This is a genomic window from Kitasatospora sp. NPDC022785 (assembly GCF_055561295.1).
Genome location: NZ_JBVHHB010000002.1, coordinates 278,808 through 293,878 on the forward strand (window position 1 = coordinate 278,808; position 15,071 = coordinate 293,878).

The window sequence follows — 15,071 nt, forward strand, 5'->3', positions numbered from 1 at the left end:
TTGACCGTAGGATCGAAGCGGTCGTACACGGGGGAGAACATGAAGATCGACTCGCTGCGCCACCATGCCGTCATTTCGGCGGTCATCGGGCTGGCAGTGGCCGCCCTGGTCTCCTGCACCGCTTCCACGCACGCCGGCCCGGCCTCGTCCGCCACGATCCCACCGAGCGCGTTCAAGCTGCCGGTCTCCGGTGAAGTCGCGGCAGGTCTGGCCCGGATCCGCGCCGCCGCGAAGGACAACCCGCCCAAGGATCAGTGGGGACACTACCGGGACGAGGGCGGCACGATCTGGTACTTCTGGCCCCTGCCAGACGGCCGGTTCTGCACCGGGCGGGAGCTTCACATCGAGGACGACACCACTACCCAGGAAGTCGGCTGCACAACCAATCCCCTCCCCGGCGACAGCACGCCCGCCCTGAACGCGCTCGACGGCCCGGCCAGCGTGCACGGCGGCCGGTGGGTGAGCTTCCTCTACGCCGACCAGGAAGAGGTCCTGGACATCGCCTGCGGCGACCAGCACCTCACCGCCGAACGCATCACCCGTTTCCCGATCCCCTACGGCCAACGCACCATCTACGCCGTCAGGACCCCGTGGGCCGCACTTGGCATCCTGTACGCCCAGGCCCGCCACGCGGACGGCAGTACCACGCCCGACCGGGTGCAGTTCCCGGGTGCCGACGGGGCAGCGCACGCTTCCTACGAACACGTCTGCGCCTGAGCGGGCGTTCTATGGCCTTCGCCGGAGTTCAGCTTGAGTTGACCTCTGGGGTGACCGGCGCCGGGATGGTGAGGGTGAACAGGCCGGGCTCGGGTTCGGTGAGGATGCCGCGGCTGACCAGGCGTTTCAGCTTGGCACTGGTGTTCTCGATGTGTCGTGGCTCGACGGCCAGGCCGATGGCCCGGCAGACGTCCTTGGCGCGGAGTCCTTCGTCCGCTGTCTCGATGACTGCCAGGATCTCGCGGTATCCGGGTGGCAGCGCCCCGAGCGGTTCGGTGCCGTCCTCGGCGACCAGTTCCAGGATCGTCTCCCGGGTGATCTGCAGACGCTTCAAGGTGCGTTCTGCAGCAGCGAGTTCCTCGGTGAGACGGGTGATCTGCTCGCGCAGTTGTTCGACTGTCTCACGGACGGGCTGCTGCCGGGACTCGATCTTGTCCAGGAGTTCCCTCATCGACCCTCCCGCTTGTCACAGGTGCCGGATGAGACGGTGGCGGGTCACGCCAGGTCGGGGTGGTGGTGCGGGTGAGGCGGCGAAGCATCACGTCGGCCATGGACCAGTGGATCACCGCCACTGAGCTGGCCGGCTTCGCCTCGTAGTCCCGCGCGAGCCTGCGGTGGAGCATAAGAGTGCCCGGGTCTGCTCGACCGCCCACCGTTTGGACTCGGGGGTGAATCCTCGTGCGCCGGGCTCACGCCAGGCGCTGAGGACCGGCTGGATCAGCTCCCAGGCCTCATCCGACGGGTCGCTCGGGTACGGAGGACGTTCACCCACATCCACCAGCACACCGCTCCGACGGCCCGCCGTGAAGCACTGGAACCGGACAACTTGCCTTCAAGGACTACGAGGACCACCAAGACTCGCAGAACACCCTCTCAGTTCCGCCGACTCGGGCCGGGCAGATGGAGAGCAACTGGCGTCCACCGTCCCGAGGCCGACTCGGCGCTCAGGGGCTCAGGGCTCAGGGCTCAGGGCTCAGGACCTGACGCTACAGATCGGGGCGCCTCGAACGGTGGAGCCGGCTCGGCCATCCCACCGGCGGTCAACTGCCGGTCCACCGCCGCCCGGACCGGCCGCCCTGCCCGAAAGGGCGACTCCTGCCGCCCTTTCGGGCAGGGGGCGCCACCCGCCGCCGGAGCCGCTTCCACGGCCGCAGGTCCGGCGCAGGTCACCGCCTGCCCGGCTGGCCGCAGAAGCACCACCAGGCTCTCCCGGAACAAGGGTTGACATCGCAAGTTGGTCTAGTCCACCGTAGGGGAGAGCACGTTTGACGAGGCGAAAGTCCTGGCGAGACGCCCTGCCGGATACGCGAGTCGGCCCACAACTCCGCGTGTCCGCCAACGGTGTCAACGACCCGCGAGGGGCTTCCAGCACCAGAAGGAGGAAGGAACCCCGGCCCTGTCTCCGCGGACGACCCGCAGCACGCGCAGCGACGCAGCAGCACCCGCAACAGCAACCGCAGCAGCACTCGCAGCGACCGCGTGACCGCGTGACCGTGAGAACCCGCCCGGGAACCGCGAGCATCGCAACCCTCCATGGCACCCGGCAGCCCTGCCCGGGCGGTCACGCCCCCTGCCCGGGCGGTCACACCCTCACCCGCGGGCGGCAGGCCCGGGCCGGCTTCACCGGCCTCCCCCAGCATCCCCTTCACGGCGGTCCGTTGGCGACCGCCGCCCGGTACCTCTCCCCTTCGAGCGCCACGCCGGATCGCAAGCGCCGGCCCCGTCCGCACACGACGCCGTCCACGGCGCCCGTCGTCACCACCACACGCCCACAAGCCCACAGCCCGCACTCCCGTACGCGCGCGACCGGCCGGACGCGACCGCCGGACGCGACCGCCACCGACCCACCGCCAGGCCGCGGTTCACCCCTGGCCGCACGAAGTATTCCGATCCTTGGAGTGATTGCATGCCGACCCCTGACGGATATCTCTACCGGGCCGCGTCGGACCGTCCGTACTTCAGCAACGACGGCGAGGCCTACCTCGCCCGGACGCCGCTGAAGGACATCGAGAAGTCCCGGCCGCTGCGCGTACTCTCCGAGGACGACTTCACCTTCTGGCAGACCTACGGCTACGTGGTCGTGAAGGAGGCGATTCCCGCCGAGGCGGCCAGGCGCCTGCTGGACTTCGCCTGGGACTTCCAGGGGCTCGACCCCGGGCGGCCGGAAACCTGGTACGAGGAGCGGGAGTTCCGTGACGAGCTGGACCAGCACCTGCACGTCTACGGCTTCGTGGAGGCGTACCAGCACCAGCTGATCTGGGACAGCCGCCAGGCGCAGCGGGTGTACGACGCGTTCGTCGACGTGTGGGACTGCGAGGAGCTGTGGGTCACGCTGGACCGGCTCAACCTCAACCCGCCGAACGTGAAGAACCGTGACCGCGCGCTGATCGAGCCGACCGACACGGGGTTCGACATCGAGCTGCACTGGGACGTCGACACCACGCAGGGCATGCTGCCGCAGCGCGTCCAGGGCATCATCGCGCTCAACGACACCCGGGCGGACCACGGCGGCTTCCAGTGCAACCCGGAGCTGTTCCGGCAGTTCAACCAGTGGCAGGCCGCCCAGCCGGCCGACCGGGACCCGATCCGGCCCGCCGTCGACCGCGCCGAGTTCCCGGTGGTCCGGCCCGAGCTGAGCGCCGGCGACCTGCTGATCTGGAACGGCATGCTGGCCCACGGCGTGGCCCGGAACACCTCGGCGGGCGGCGTCCGCGCGGTCCAGTACCTGTCGATGATGCCGGCGCTGGAGGAGCACGAGGAGCTGAGGCGCTCGCGGATCGCGTCCTGGCACGACCTCTCCACGCCGACCTGGAACAGGACGCTGGTCGGCGACGCGCGCCGGCACGAGTCGTTGCGGTACGGCCGCGCGGAGCTCAACGGCCTCGGCGCCAGGCTGCTCGGCCTCGAGTCCTGGCACGAGCAGGACCGGAAGCCCGCCACCGACCAGGACCCCCAGCACGCCGAGGCGCAGGACGCCGAAGGGTGAACCGGAGAACCGGCATGCACAGGATCTGCCTGACCCTGCCCACCAACCGGCCCTGCGCCGCCACGATTTCGGCGATGGGCGAGGAGGCGGCGTACGCGGCCGAGCACTTCGGCGTCGAAGTCCACCTGCTCGTCCTGGACTCCTCCGACGAGCCGACGTTCGCCGTGCACGCCAAGGCGGCCGCCGCGCTGCCCGAGACGCCGAACGTCACCGTGCACCACCTCGACGAGGCCCGCCAGCGCGCGTTCCTGCGAGCGGTGATCCACCGCTCCGGCGTCGCCGATGCGGACACGGTCCTCGGCCTGATGCTCCCCGACGCCGTCTCCTACGGCGCCTGCACCAACCGGGCCTTCCTGCTCGCCGCCGCCCTCGGCTGCACCTCCGTCCACCGCCGGGACTCCGACAGCGCCTACCAACTCCTCGACGGAAAACCGGTGTTCCCGATCCACCACGAGCTGCTCTCGCTCGGCAAGCGGGCCGCCGACGCGATACCCGGCGTCACCCACAACACGCTCGACCCGGTGCACGCCGAGAAGCCGGTGGCCATGGTGGGCAGCTCCTTCGTCGGCGAACTCTCGGTCGACATCGGCGAGATCAGGGAGCTGGACCCGGCCCTCTACTACGAGGTGGTGGGCCTCTGGGCCCCGGCCGGGGCGTCGGAGGGGGAGAAGCGGGAGCTGGTGGACGACTCGTTCACCGGCGCCGGCACCGAACCGTTCACCGCCGACCGGTCGGTCCTGGACCTCCCCGACATCTGGCGGGTGGACATGTGCAACCTCGGCCTCGACCACGAGGTGTACGAGCGCGTGCCACTGCCGCCCGCGACCGACACCATCGGCAGCGACTACTTCCTCCTCCACGTGGTCCGCGACGCGACACTCCCCGGCGTCGTCCACAACCGCAACATCGTGAACTACTACACCCCCGAGCGGCGGACCGGTCCCGGATTCACCGCCTACCAGGTGCGGTTCACCAAGTTCCTGCTGTCGATGCTCTACCTCTACCCGGTCTACTTCGACATGGAGGAGGCACTCGACGCCCTCCTCGACGGCGAGCACCACGTCCGCGTCGACGCGATCCTCGACTCGGTCCGGCGCAGCATCGGCACCGACCGCGCCGAGAACCACCGCCGGCTCGCCGTACTCGACCGCTGCTACCGCGAACTGGGCGGCAAGTACGCCGAGTTCGCCGATCATCTGACCCCCCGTCGCGAGCGGCTGCTGAACGAGGCACAGGCCGACGCCGAGTCCTTCGCCCGGCTGATCGAGGCCTGGGGCCCACTGGTGCGGGCGAGCCGGGCAACCGGTCTCGGCCGGACGGCCCGGTAGCCGGGCCCATGGAGTTGCTGACGATGCATCAGGCCAGGCCTTTCCCTCCCGGTGCCGCCGTTCCCGGCACACCCCTACACGACCCGGCCATTCCCAACACGCCCCTTCCCGACATGCCCCTTCCCGCCAGAGCCCTCCCCAGCGCGGCCCTGCGCGCCGCCCTGGCCGCGGCCACCGACGACCGGATCATCTACGACCTCGACGGCATCGCGGGCCAGTACGCGGCGCTGCTGCGGGAACTGCCCGGCATCACCGTCCGGTTCGCCATGAAGGCGTGTCCGGTCGACGAGGTGCTCGCCATCCTGGCGCAGCTGGGCGCCGGCTGCGACGCGGCCAGCCCGCACGAGATCGGACAGGCGCTGCGGGCCGGCGTCCCGGTCGGGCGGATCCACTACGGCAACACCGTCAAGTCCGACCGGAACATCGCCGAGGCGTACCGGCTCGGCGTCCGCGACTTCGCGACGGACAGCCTGGCGGACGTCGCCGCGCTGGCCGTTCACGCCCCGGGCGCCCGGGTGTTCTGCCGACTCGCGACCACCGGGGAGGGGGCGCTCTGGGGCCTCAGCCGGAAGTTCGGCTGCTCGCCCGAGGACGCCGTCCTGGTCCTGGAGGCGGCGCGGGCGGCGGGGCTGACCCCGTCCGGTCTCTCCGTCCACGTCGGTTCGCAGCAGATGACCTCCGGCGCCTGGCGGGGTGCCCTGGACGAACTGGCCGCCCTGGTCGAGACGTTGAACGGCCGGGGCATCCGGCTGGACCACGTCAACCTCGGCGGCGGGCTGCCCGCCCTCGGCGTCCTCGACAAGCGGGGGCGGCCGCTCGACCCGCCGGTGGACAAGATGTTCGCCGTGATCCGGGAGGGCATGCAGCGCCTGCGGGAGGTGTCGGCCTCGCCGCTGGAGTTCCTGCTGGAGCCGGGCCGTCACCTGGTCGCCGACCACGGTGCCATCCGGGCCCACGTCGCCCGCCTGTCGGCGCGGCAGCAGCCCTCCGGCGAGCGGCAGCACTGGCTCTACCTGAGCTGCGGCAAGTTCAACGGCCTCTATGAGATGGACGAGTTGCAGTACCGGCTGGAGTTCCCCACCCACGCCTCCGGAGCGAACGGCAAGAACCGCGGCGCCGGCCGGGACGGCCGGGACGGCGAGCCCGTCCGGGTCGTGCCCGCCGTCGTCGCGGGCCCGACCTGCGACAGCGACGACGCGTACGCCCACGAGGACGGCCTGGTCCGGGTACCGCTCGCCGCCGCCTCGGGGGACCCGGTCTGGATCTTCTCCTGCGGCGCGTACGCCACCGCCTACATGACGCAGGGCTTCAACGGATTCCAGCCGCTCCCGTACACCTGCATCGGCAGGGGCGACGTCTCCATGGGAGGTTCCGAGTGATGTCCGACGACATCCGCATCCGCCGGCTGGCCGCCGGTGACTGGGACGACGTGGTCGCGCTGGAGGAGCGCGCCTACGCCGCGAGCGGCCTGTCCGAGGGCCGGGCCGCCCTGGAGTCCCGGGGCCGCGCCTCGCCCGGCTCCTGCTTCGCGCTGGAGTACCGGGGCCGGTTCGGCGGCTACCTGCTCGCCCTGCCGTACCCGCTGTTCCGGTGCCCTGACCTGAGCCTGGCGGAGGCGTCCGACGACCTGGAATCGTCCGACGGCCTGGCGGAAACGTCCGACGACCTCGCGGAAGCGTCCGACGGCCTTCCGGGGAGGCCGACCGGGAGGACGACCGACAGGCCGACGAACATGCACGCCCACGACCTCGTCATCTCCGAGGAGCTGCGCGGCCGCGGGCTGGCGCCGCTGATGCTCGGCCATCTCGCCGAGACCGCCCGGGCCCGAGGGTACGCCACCATCTCGCTGGTGGCCGTCCGCGGCAGCGAGGTCCTCTGGGCGCCGCTCGGCTACCGGGCCGACCCGGAGGTCGCGCTCCCGGAGAGCTACGGCGACCGCGCGCTCTACATGTCGATGGCCCTGTCACCCCTGAAGCCCGTCCCGGCCACCACCACCGTCACGGCGAGCGCCGGGGCCGGGGCCACCGCGCACACCAACGGCCCGCTGGCCGGGTCACCACCGAGAGTCGAAGTGGGCTGATGCACATGTTCCGCGTTCGCGATGACTACCGCCGGGCACACCTGGCCATCGCGGCACTGTTCCTCTTCCTCGGCTTCCAGTACGCGACCTGGGTCTCGCGGCTCCCCGCGCTCCGCACCCGGCTCGACCTGGGCGAAGCCGAGATCGGCCTGCTGCTGATGGTCTGCGGCGTCGGCGCCGCCGTCTCCTTCCCGCTCGTCGCGGTCCTGATGAGGCGCCTGGGCTCGCGCGTGCTGGCGTCCGTCTCGGCACTGGCGCTGGGCGCCGTCCTGCTCGCCCTCTCCGTGGTGCCCAACTACCCGGTCACCCTGCTGGTCGTGTTCTGCGACGGCGTCGCCGTCGGCTGCCTGAACGTCGCGATGAACGCCCAGGGCGCGGCGCTGGAGGTCAGGTACGAGCGGACCGCCATGTCCCGGCTGCACGCGACGTTCAGCGGCGGCTCGCTGCTGGCCGCGCTGCTCGCCTCCGGCATCAACGCCTTCACCACCACCCTCGCCGTCCACTTCGGCGTGGCGACCGCACTGCTCGTACTCGTTCTCGGCCTCGCCCGGCCGGGCCTGCTCCGTGAGGACGGGCCCGCCGAGGAGGCCGTCCCGAACGAGCCCGCGACGGAGAAGCGCCGCAAGCTCTCCCTCCCCTCCCGGGTGACGATCTGGATGGGCCTCGCCATGGTCTTCGGCACCGTCACCGAGGGCGCGATGAACGACTGGTCGGCGCTCTACATCAAGGACGTCGTGCACGCGGCGCCGTCGCTGGCGCCGATGGGCATCGCGGTCGTCTCGGTGATGATGGTGCTGGCCCGGATCTTCGCCGACGGCTGGCGCCGCCGCATCGGCGACGGCCGGATCGTCCGGGCCGGCGGCGTGCTGGCCGGGTCCGGCCTGGCGATGGCCCTGCTGGTCGGCGGCCTGGTACCGACGCTCATCGGCTTCGCCTTGGTCGGCGTAGGCGTCGCAGCCGTGACCCCCTGCGTGTACGTGGCGGCGGCCCGGCAGGGCTCGGACGCGCTCTCGCTGGTCGCCGCCATGGGCACGACCGGCCTGCTGGCGGGCCCGGCCGTGATCGGCTTCATCGCCAACGCGGGCAGCCTGACCTGGGGTATGGGAGCGGTCGCCGCCTCGGCGGGGATCGTCTCGCTCTGCGCCACCCGGATCCGCTGGCCCGCACTCAGGGAACCCGCGGCATCGAAGCCCGCAGCACAGGAGGACCCCACGGGCGGCACCGCCCCGGGCCCGGCGGCCCTCACGGAGGCCTGAGCCACACCAGGGTCCCTCCGCCCAGGCCCGTCCCGCAGCCCCCGCCCCTCACCGGGCGGGGGCCCTCGACGCCCCGACATCCCCAGGCAACGCCCCGGATCCCCAGGTGGCGTCCCGACGCCCCGACGCCCCAGCCTCCCCAGCGGCGCCCCGACGTCCCCCGGCCGAAACGCGGTGGAACCGGCCCCGCCCCGCTGGCTAGGGTCGAGGGATGACCACTCGCACCTTCCGCATCATGGTCCGCGGCGTATTCGACGAACTCACCGCCGACCAGCGCGCCCGACTCCTCGCCGACGCCGCCGAGCACAGCATCCTCCGCGCGGCCTTCACCCCCGAGGGCCACCTCAGCTACGACCTCACCGCCCGTACCGCCTTCACCTTCCGCTTCCTCGACTCCGGCGAGGCGGAGGAGGACATCCTGGACGCGACCGAACGCGCCGAGGAGGCGGCGAAGGCCTGGCTCGCCGAAGGCGGCTTCGGCTACAAGAACCTGCGTTCCCAGGCCGAGGACCTCTCCCAGGCCGCCCTCGGCAAGCGGCAGCGCCGCGCCGCCGCCGGCCGCACCGACTGACCCCGCCCCCTCCGACCCAACCCCCTCCCCCCTTCCGCCCGTCCTTGACTGCTCAGTCCGCTGATATGCTTGAGCAGTCAAGGAGGCGGCAATGAGTGAGACCCTGGACGCGTCCCTGCGTCTGCTGCGCGCACAGGCGGCACTGGTGAAGCGGTTCGACGCGAGCCTGAGCGGCCTGCACGGCGTCAGCCTGGCCGACTTCACTCTGCTGCTCCGCCTGGGGCAGGCGCCCGGCGGCCGGCTGCGCCGGGTGGACCTCGCCGAGGCGCTCGGCCTGACCGCCTCCGGCGTCACCCGCGGGCTGGCACCACTGGAGCGCATCGGCCTGGTGACCCGCGAGTCGGACGCGCGCGACGCCCGGGTCGCCTACGCCTCGCTCACCGACACCGGCCGCGAGCGGCTCACCGACATGCTGGTCACCGCCCGGCACGTCGCCGACGAGGTGTTCGCCGCACCGCACTGGAGCCCTCAGGACGTCGGCCTGCTCTCCGAGCTGACCACCCGCCTCGGCGGCACCGGCCTCGACGGCACCCGCCGCCCGTAGCCACCGGCCCGTTCACCCTGACCGGATCGTTCCGCACCCGGCCCCGATGATGCCTTCAGGCGCGTGCCCGCACCCACCATGATCGAGGCATGAACAGCGCACTCGTCGTCATCGACGTCCAGGAGTCCTTCCGGCAGCGGACCAACTGGGCGGCCGTCTCCAACCCCGGCATCGTCAGCCAGGTGAACCGCCTCGTCGAGCACACCCGCGCCAACGGTGACCTCGTCGTCTGGGTCCTGCACGCCGAGCCCGGCACCGGCAACGTCTTCGACCCCGCCCTCGGCCACGTCCGCCCGATCGAGGGCCTCACCCCCGCCGCCGGCGAGCCCGTCATCACCAAGACCTCGCACAACGCCTTCACCACCACCAACCTGCAGCAGCTGCTCACCGAGCGCGGCATCCGCGAACTTGTCGTCAGCGGCATCCGCACCGAGCAGTGCTGCGAGACCACCACCCGGATCGCCGCCGACCTCGGGTACCGGGTCACCTTCGTCACCGACGCCACCGCGACCCACCCCATCGAGCACCGCGACGCCCCGCCCGGGCGCAGCCTGGACGAGATCCTCGCCGACCCGCTCACCCTCTCCACCGACGAGGTCATCGCCCGCACCGAGTACGCTCTCGCCGGGCGGTTCGCCCGGATCGCCACCGTCGAGGAGCTGACCGGATCGTGACACGTGTCGTCTTCCTGCTCGTGCCGCAGCTGCACCTGCTCGACCTCGCCGGGCCCGCCCAGGTGTTCTCCACCGCGGCCGACCACGGCCTCGGGTACGAGATCGGCTACGTGGCCGAGCAGGAGGACGTCCCGACCGCCCAGGGCCTCACCCTCCGGGCAGCCACCGCGTGGCCGGAGCTGACCGCCGACGACCTGCTCGTCGTCCCCGGCTGGCGCGCCCCCGTGCTGCGGGCCCACGGCGAGCTGCTGCCGGCCACCCTGAGCCGGCTGGCCGCGCACCACGCGGCGGGCGGCACCATCGCCAGCGTCTGCGCGGGCGCCGACGCCCTCGGCCGTGCCGGCCTGCTGGACGGCCGCCGCTGCACCACCCACCACGACGTGCAGGACGAACTCGCCCTGCGCCACCCTCGGGCGACCGTCGTCCGCGACGTGCTCTACGTGGTGGACGACCGCGTGGTCACCTCCGCCGGCATCGCCAGTGGCATCGACCTCGCCCTGCATCTCGTCGCCGTGCGCCACGGACCCGCTGCGGCTGCCCGGATCGCCCGCGAGATGGTCGTCTACGCCCGGCGCAACGGCGACGAGCAGCAGACCAGCGCCATGCTCCGGCACCGCGCCCACCTGGTCGACGCCGTCCACCGCGCACAGGACCTCATCGACGCCCGCTTCACCACCCGTCTCGGCCTCGCAGGCCTCGCCGCGGCCTCCGGCGTCAGCGAACGGACCCTGACCCGCCACTTCACCGAGGCCACCGGACTCACCCCGCTCCGCTACCAGCAGGAACTCCGGGTCGAGCGCGCCGAACACCTCATCTCCCACGGCGCGACCGCCGAGTCCGCCGCCCGGGCCGTCGGCTTCCAGGACGCGCGCATGCTCCGCCGCCTCCGCGCCCGCGGCTGAGGCACCTCCTCCGAACCGGCCGAGGCCCCGCCCTCCGTACCGACCCATGCCCCACCCTCCCGAACCGACCGAACCCCCACCCTCCGTACCGACCCACGCCCCACCCTCCCGAACCGACCGAAGCCCTACCGCTCCCACCCGCTGCCCGAAGCCGTCCGGTAGTGCCAGAATGACCGTTGACACCGAGTCAACCACTCCCCGGGGCGGATCCGTTGAGCGCAGAGATCGCCGAACTCCTGACCCAGGCCGGCCCCTACCTGACGGGCGCCCTGGGCGCCTACGGCACCGCCGTCCTCACCCGCGCCGAGGACGCCGCAGCCGACGCCACCGCCAATGCCGGCCGCCGTCTGCTCCAGCGCGTCTGGCGCCGCGGCGACGCCACGCGGCGCGCCGAACTGGAGGCGACGGTCGCGGACGCGGACGAGGACCCGGACGCCGTCGCATCGGCACTGCGCCTGCACCTGCGGCGTGCCCTGCGCGAGGACCCCGAACTCCGCAGCGAGCTAGCCGAGTTCCTCGCCGCCCGGCCGGCGCCCTCGATCACCGTCACCGCGGCCGGCGAGCGTTCGATCGCGGCCCACACCATCCGCACCGCCATCACCGGCGACGGGCACCGCACCGACTCGTGACCGACCCCGCCGCCACGTCGACCACCGCCGCGGGCCCGCGCTCGATCGCCGCAGGCTCGATCGGCACCGCCATCACCGGCGACGTCATCACCGGCAACGTCATCCTGACCACCGACGCGCTCGCGTCGGCCCGCGACACCCCCGCCCCGCCCGGCACCAACAACCTCGGCCCGCGCCCGCTCTGTGTCGGCCGCGAGGACGAACTCACCTGGCTTCAGCGCGTTCTGACCGCCGACGGCGGCTCCGCCGTCACACCGGTGCCGGCCGTCCACGGGCTCGGCGGCATCGGCAAGACGACCCTCGCGCTGTACTACGCCCACTGCCGGCGCGACGACCACACCCTCATCTGGTGGATCAACGCCGAGTCCCCGGCCCGGCTGGAACAGTCCCTCGCCGCGCTGGCCGCACGGCTCGCCCCCACCTGGGCCGCACACGCCGCCGATCAGGAGCGGATCAGCTGGGCGCTCAACTGGCTCCACTGGCACCCGGGGTGGCTCCTCGTCCTCGACAACGCGGAGGACCCGCGCGACCTGGTCCCCTACCTGGGCTCCCTCACCGGCGGGCACCTCCTCATCACCACCCGCCGCGCCACCGGCTGGCCACGCGCCGTCGTCACCCGGGCCCTGGGCACCCTCACCCCCGATGAAGCCGCCGCCCTCCTCTGCGACCACGCTCTCCACGGCGCCCCGCCCACCCCGCGCCAACTCCTCGACGCCCGGGCCCTCGCCGCCGACCTCGGGCACCTCCCGCTCGCCCTCGACCAGGCCGGCGCCTACCTGGCACAGAACCGCACGATCTCCATCGGCGCCTACCGCCGCAAGCTGGCCGGCAAGCTCGACCGGGCCGCCGAGGGCACCGACGCCGAACGCACCATCGCGCGCCTCTGGACCCAGACCCTCTCCGCTCTCACCACCCGCGCGCCGCTCGCGATCGAGGTCCTCCACACGCTCGCCTGGCTGGCCCCCGACGACATCCCCGTCACCCTGCTCCGGCACCTGGACGACGAGGACGACTCACTCGCCGAAGCGCTCGGCGCCCTCAGCAGCTACAGCATGATCGCCCTCACCCCCGAGACCGTCTCCATCCACCGCCTCCTCCAGACCGTGCTGCGCACCGCCCACGGGCACCCGGGCCGCGCCCACGCCGAACACGCCCTCACCACCGCCTTCGACGCCCTCACCGAACCACCCGAGCACCTCCCGGACCCGGCCTGGGACGCTCTCATCCCCCACCTCATCGCCCTCGCCGCCGGCACCCCGCCCGGCCACCAGGACGACCTGGCGATCGAGCACTACGACACCGCTGCCCGCTACCTCCAACTCCGCCGCCACAACGCCCGCACCATCGCCTTGCGCGAAGCCCTGCTCGCGCACCGCGAGCGGACCCTCGGGAGCGCCCACGCCCACACCCTGCGCAGCCGCGGCGACCTCGCCTACGCCCACGAGGTCGCAGGCGACATCCAACGCGCCATCCCTCTCTACGAATCCACCCTCGCCCAACGCGAACAGGTCCTCGGCGACACCCACCCCGACACCCTGCGCAGCCGCACCGACCTCGCCTACGCCTACCGCAGGGCGGGCGACCTCGAACGCGCCGTCGCCCTCTACGAGACCACCCTCGCCCAACGCGAACAGCTCTTCGGCGAGACCCACGCCCACACCCTGCGCAGCCGCGGCGACCTCGCCTACGCCTACCAGGCGGCCGGCGACTTCGAACGCGCCGTCGCCCTCTTCGAGACCACCCTCACCCAGCACGAGCAGCTCTTCGGCGAGACCCACCCCGAGACCCTGAACAGCCGCACCGACCTCGCCTACGCCTACCGGAGGGCGGGCGACCTCGAACGCGCCATCGCCCTGCACGAAACCATCCTCGCCCAACGCGAGCAGGTCCTCGGTGACATGCACCCCGACACCCTCGCCAGCCGCAGCGACCTCGCCTACGCCTACCGGAGGGCGGGCGACCTCGAACGCGCCATCGCCCTGCACGAATCCACCCTCGCCCAACGCGAACAGGTCCTCGGCAGCACGCACCCCCACACCCTGAACAGCCGCACCGACCTCGCCTCCGCGTACCAGACCGCGGGCGACCTCCAAGGCGCCATCGCCCTCTTCGAGACCACCCTCACCCAGCACGAGCAGCTCTTCGGCGACACCTACCCCGACACCCTGACCAGCCGAAACCACCTCGCCTTCGCCTACGAGGTCGCCGGCGACTACGACCGCGCCATCGCCCTCTACGAAGCCACCCTCGCCCAACGCGAACAGGTCCTCGGCGACACCCACCCCGACACCCTGACCAGCCGCAGGTACCTCGCCCAGGCCCGTGCGAAACGCGACAAGCGTCGACCCCGCCCCTGATCCGCCGCAACCTGCCGGCGGCGAACGCACCCCGGGCCGCACCCCGGGCGCCGCTCTTCTCACCGCGCTCGCAGCGCCCTGACCGCCCAGTCCAGCACGGCGGCCGAACTCTCCGGCACCGACCAACCGTTGACCACCGCGAGCAACTCCAGGTAGCGCTCCCGCCGCGGGTCGTTCATCCGCACCAGGCGCACCACCAACTCGCCGGCCCCGTCCACGAGTTGCGCGCACCTCAGGACGATCGCCGCGGCCACCTCACCGGCCTGCGGAGAGTCCGGTTCGACCCCGGCCGCCACCGCCGGACCGGCCGACTCCTTGACGACGGCGGCCAGATCACGCCGCACGCCCACAGCGCCCACCCGCGCCCGCTCTGCCGCCTCGTCCTCGACCAGCCGCCGCAGCGCGGACCGGAACCCCGCGTCCCGGGACAGCTCGGCCAACTCCAGCCACGCCTCCACCTGTTCCGCCGTCGGCTCGTCCGGCAGCTCGGGCGTCAGCGACCGCCGGACCCCGTCGAACCCACCGAACCCACCGAACCCACCGAACCCACCGGCCCCACCAGGCCCACCGTTCCCACACTCCCGCCGAACACCGCATCCAGGAACTCCCCCGTCAGCCGGTGCCGTTCGTCCTCCGAGAGGCGCGCCAACCGGTGCATCAGATTAGTCTCGTCCTCGGTCGATCCGTACCGCGCCACCGCCGTCAGCACCGCCCGCCGCAGCCGTAGCACCCGGATCTGGACCTCCAGGGCCTCGGCGTGTGCAGCGGCCACCTCCGGCAGCGCGCGTTCCCGCTCCACCACCTGCCGGATCTCCGGCAGCCCGATCCCCAGCTCGCGCAGTGTCCGGATCAGGTCCAGGCGGGCGAACGCATCGACGCCTGCCGCCGGTGACCGGCCGGGTTGCGGCCGGCCGGCACCACCAGACCCCGGTCGGAGTAGAACCGGACGGTCTTCACCGTGAGCGCCGTCCGCCGCGCCAGATCACCGATCGAATAGAGCGTGTCGCCGTTCATGCCCCCACCCTCG

Annotated in this window: 13 protein-coding genes and 2 pseudogenes; 12 read left to right on the top strand and 3 right to left on the bottom strand. The window is 72.4% G+C overall.

What is annotated here, in order from left to right:
- Positions 1–39: 39 nt before the first annotated feature.
- Positions 40–717 (top strand): hypothetical protein, encoded by a 678-nt coding sequence (locus ACZ3YO_RS04535; protein WP_465564753.1) that lies wholly within the window; start codon positions 40–42, stop codon positions 715–717.
- Positions 718–745: 28 nt separating this feature from the next.
- Here ACZ3YO_RS04535 and ACZ3YO_RS04540 read toward each other — a convergent pair whose 3' ends face one another.
- Together ACZ3YO_RS04540 and ACZ3YO_RS04545 are read right to left on the bottom strand one after the other, a co-directional pair.
- Positions 746–1,168 (bottom strand): hypothetical protein, encoded by a 423-nt coding sequence (locus ACZ3YO_RS04540; RefSeq protein WP_465564756.1) that lies wholly within the window; start codon positions 1,166–1,168, stop codon positions 746–748.
- Positions 1,119–1,411 (bottom strand): annotated as a pseudogene (locus tag ACZ3YO_RS04545) (hypothetical protein); the annotation flags it as partial. The pseudogene ACZ3YO_RS04545 and the gene ACZ3YO_RS04540, both read right to left, overlap by 50 nt.
- Before the next feature lie 1,212 nt (positions 1,412–2,623).
- On the opposite strand from ACZ3YO_RS04545, the gene ACZ3YO_RS04550 reads away from it, so the two are divergent.
- The 11 genes from ACZ3YO_RS04550 to fxsT all read left to right on the top strand — a co-directional run bounded on the left by ACZ3YO_RS04550 (position 2,624) and on the right by fxsT (position 14,044).
- Positions 2,624–3,703 carry a phytanoyl-CoA dioxygenase family protein gene (locus ACZ3YO_RS04550; protein ID WP_465564759.1) on the top strand — a complete coding sequence of 360 codons (1,080 nt, stop codon included), beginning with the start codon at positions 2,624–2,626 and terminating at the stop codon, positions 3,701–3,703.
- Between the two features lie 14 nt (positions 3,704–3,717).
- Positions 3,718–5,031 carry a DUF6271 family protein gene (locus tag ACZ3YO_RS04555; RefSeq protein WP_465564761.1) on the top strand — a complete coding sequence of 438 codons (1,314 nt, stop codon included), beginning with the start codon at positions 3,718–3,720 and terminating at the stop codon, positions 5,029–5,031.
- Positions 5,032–5,144: 113 nt separating this feature from the next.
- Positions 5,145–6,410, top strand: a complete 1,266-nt coding sequence (locus ACZ3YO_RS04560) for a type III PLP-dependent enzyme (RefSeq protein ID WP_465564763.1) — start codon at positions 5,145–5,147, stop codon at positions 6,408–6,410.
- Complete coding sequence (locus tag ACZ3YO_RS04565; protein WP_465564765.1) at positions 6,410–7,111, top strand: GNAT family N-acetyltransferase; 702 nt, start codon at positions 6,410–6,412, stop codon at positions 7,109–7,111. The genes ACZ3YO_RS04560 and ACZ3YO_RS04565 overlap by 1 nt, the downstream gene beginning before the upstream one ends.
- 5 nt (positions 7,112–7,116) lie before the next feature.
- On the top strand, positions 7,117–8,367 hold the full coding sequence (locus ACZ3YO_RS04570; RefSeq protein WP_465564767.1) for an MFS transporter: 1,251 nt from the start codon (positions 7,117–7,119) through the stop codon (positions 8,365–8,367).
- A 211-nt stretch (positions 8,368–8,578) separates the two neighbouring features.
- On the top strand, positions 8,579–8,938 hold the full coding sequence (locus tag ACZ3YO_RS04575) for a DUF6204 family protein (protein ID WP_396321625.1): 360 nt from the start codon (positions 8,579–8,581) through the stop codon (positions 8,936–8,938).
- 91 nt (positions 8,939–9,029) lie between these two features.
- Positions 9,030–9,482: a MarR family winged helix-turn-helix transcriptional regulator gene (locus ACZ3YO_RS04580; protein ID WP_465564770.1), complete on the top strand. Its 453-nt coding sequence runs from the start codon at positions 9,030–9,032 to the stop codon at positions 9,480–9,482.
- 89 nt (positions 9,483–9,571) lie between these two features.
- On the top strand, positions 9,572–10,156 hold the full coding sequence (locus tag ACZ3YO_RS04585) for a cysteine hydrolase family protein (RefSeq protein WP_465564773.1): 585 nt from the start codon (positions 9,572–9,574) through the stop codon (positions 10,154–10,156).
- The gene (locus ACZ3YO_RS04590; protein WP_465564776.1) at positions 10,153–11,058 is read left to right on the top strand and encodes a GlxA family transcriptional regulator; all 906 of its coding nucleotides are present in this window, start codon (positions 10,153–10,155) and stop codon (positions 11,056–11,058) included. Before ACZ3YO_RS04585 ends, ACZ3YO_RS04590 begins: the two co-directional genes overlap by 4 nt.
- A gap of 212 nt (positions 11,059–11,270) precedes the next feature.
- Complete coding sequence (locus tag ACZ3YO_RS04595; protein WP_465564779.1) at positions 11,271–11,687, top strand: hypothetical protein; 417 nt, start codon at positions 11,271–11,273, stop codon at positions 11,685–11,687.
- On the top strand, positions 11,684–14,044 hold the full coding sequence (gene fxsT, locus ACZ3YO_RS04600) for an FxSxx-COOH system tetratricopeptide repeat protein (protein WP_465564781.1): 2,361 nt from the start codon (positions 11,684–11,686) through the stop codon (positions 14,042–14,044). The genes ACZ3YO_RS04595 and fxsT overlap by 4 nt, the downstream gene beginning before the upstream one ends.
- A 59-nt stretch (positions 14,045–14,103) precedes the next feature.
- Here the strand turns inward: fxsT and ACZ3YO_RS04605 are convergent.
- Positions 14,104–15,058: pseudogene (locus ACZ3YO_RS04605) on the bottom strand (MerR family transcriptional regulator).
- Positions 15,059–15,071 lie beyond the last annotated feature (13 nt).

Coding starts and splice junctions, on each gene's coding strand:
- ACZ3YO_RS04540 (WP_465564756.1), bottom strand. CDS start 1,168: ATGAGGGAACTCCTGGACAAGATCGAGTCCCGGCAGCAGCCCGTCCGT.
- ACZ3YO_RS04560 (WP_465564763.1), top strand. CDS start 5,145: ATGCCCCTTCCCGCCAGAGCCCTCCCCAGCGCGGCCCTGCGCGCCGCC.
- ACZ3YO_RS04565 (WP_465564765.1), top strand. CDS start 6,410: ATGTCCGACGACATCCGCATCCGCCGGCTGGCCGCCGGTGACTGGGAC.
- ACZ3YO_RS04550 (WP_465564759.1), top strand. CDS start 2,624: ATGCCGACCCCTGACGGATATCTCTACCGGGCCGCGTCGGACCGTCCG.
- ACZ3YO_RS04570 (WP_465564767.1), top strand. CDS start 7,117: ATGTTCCGCGTTCGCGATGACTACCGCCGGGCACACCTGGCCATCGCG.
- ACZ3YO_RS04535 (WP_465564753.1), top strand. CDS start 40: ATGAAGATCGACTCGCTGCGCCACCATGCCGTCATTTCGGCGGTCATC.
- ACZ3YO_RS04580 (WP_465564770.1), top strand. CDS start 9,030: ATGAGTGAGACCCTGGACGCGTCCCTGCGTCTGCTGCGCGCACAGGCG.
- ACZ3YO_RS04575 (WP_396321625.1), top strand. CDS start 8,579: ATGACCACTCGCACCTTCCGCATCATGGTCCGCGGCGTATTCGACGAA.
- ACZ3YO_RS04555 (WP_465564761.1), top strand. CDS start 3,718: ATGCACAGGATCTGCCTGACCCTGCCCACCAACCGGCCCTGCGCCGCC.
- ACZ3YO_RS04585 (WP_465564773.1), top strand. CDS start 9,572: ATGAACAGCGCACTCGTCGTCATCGACGTCCAGGAGTCCTTCCGGCAG.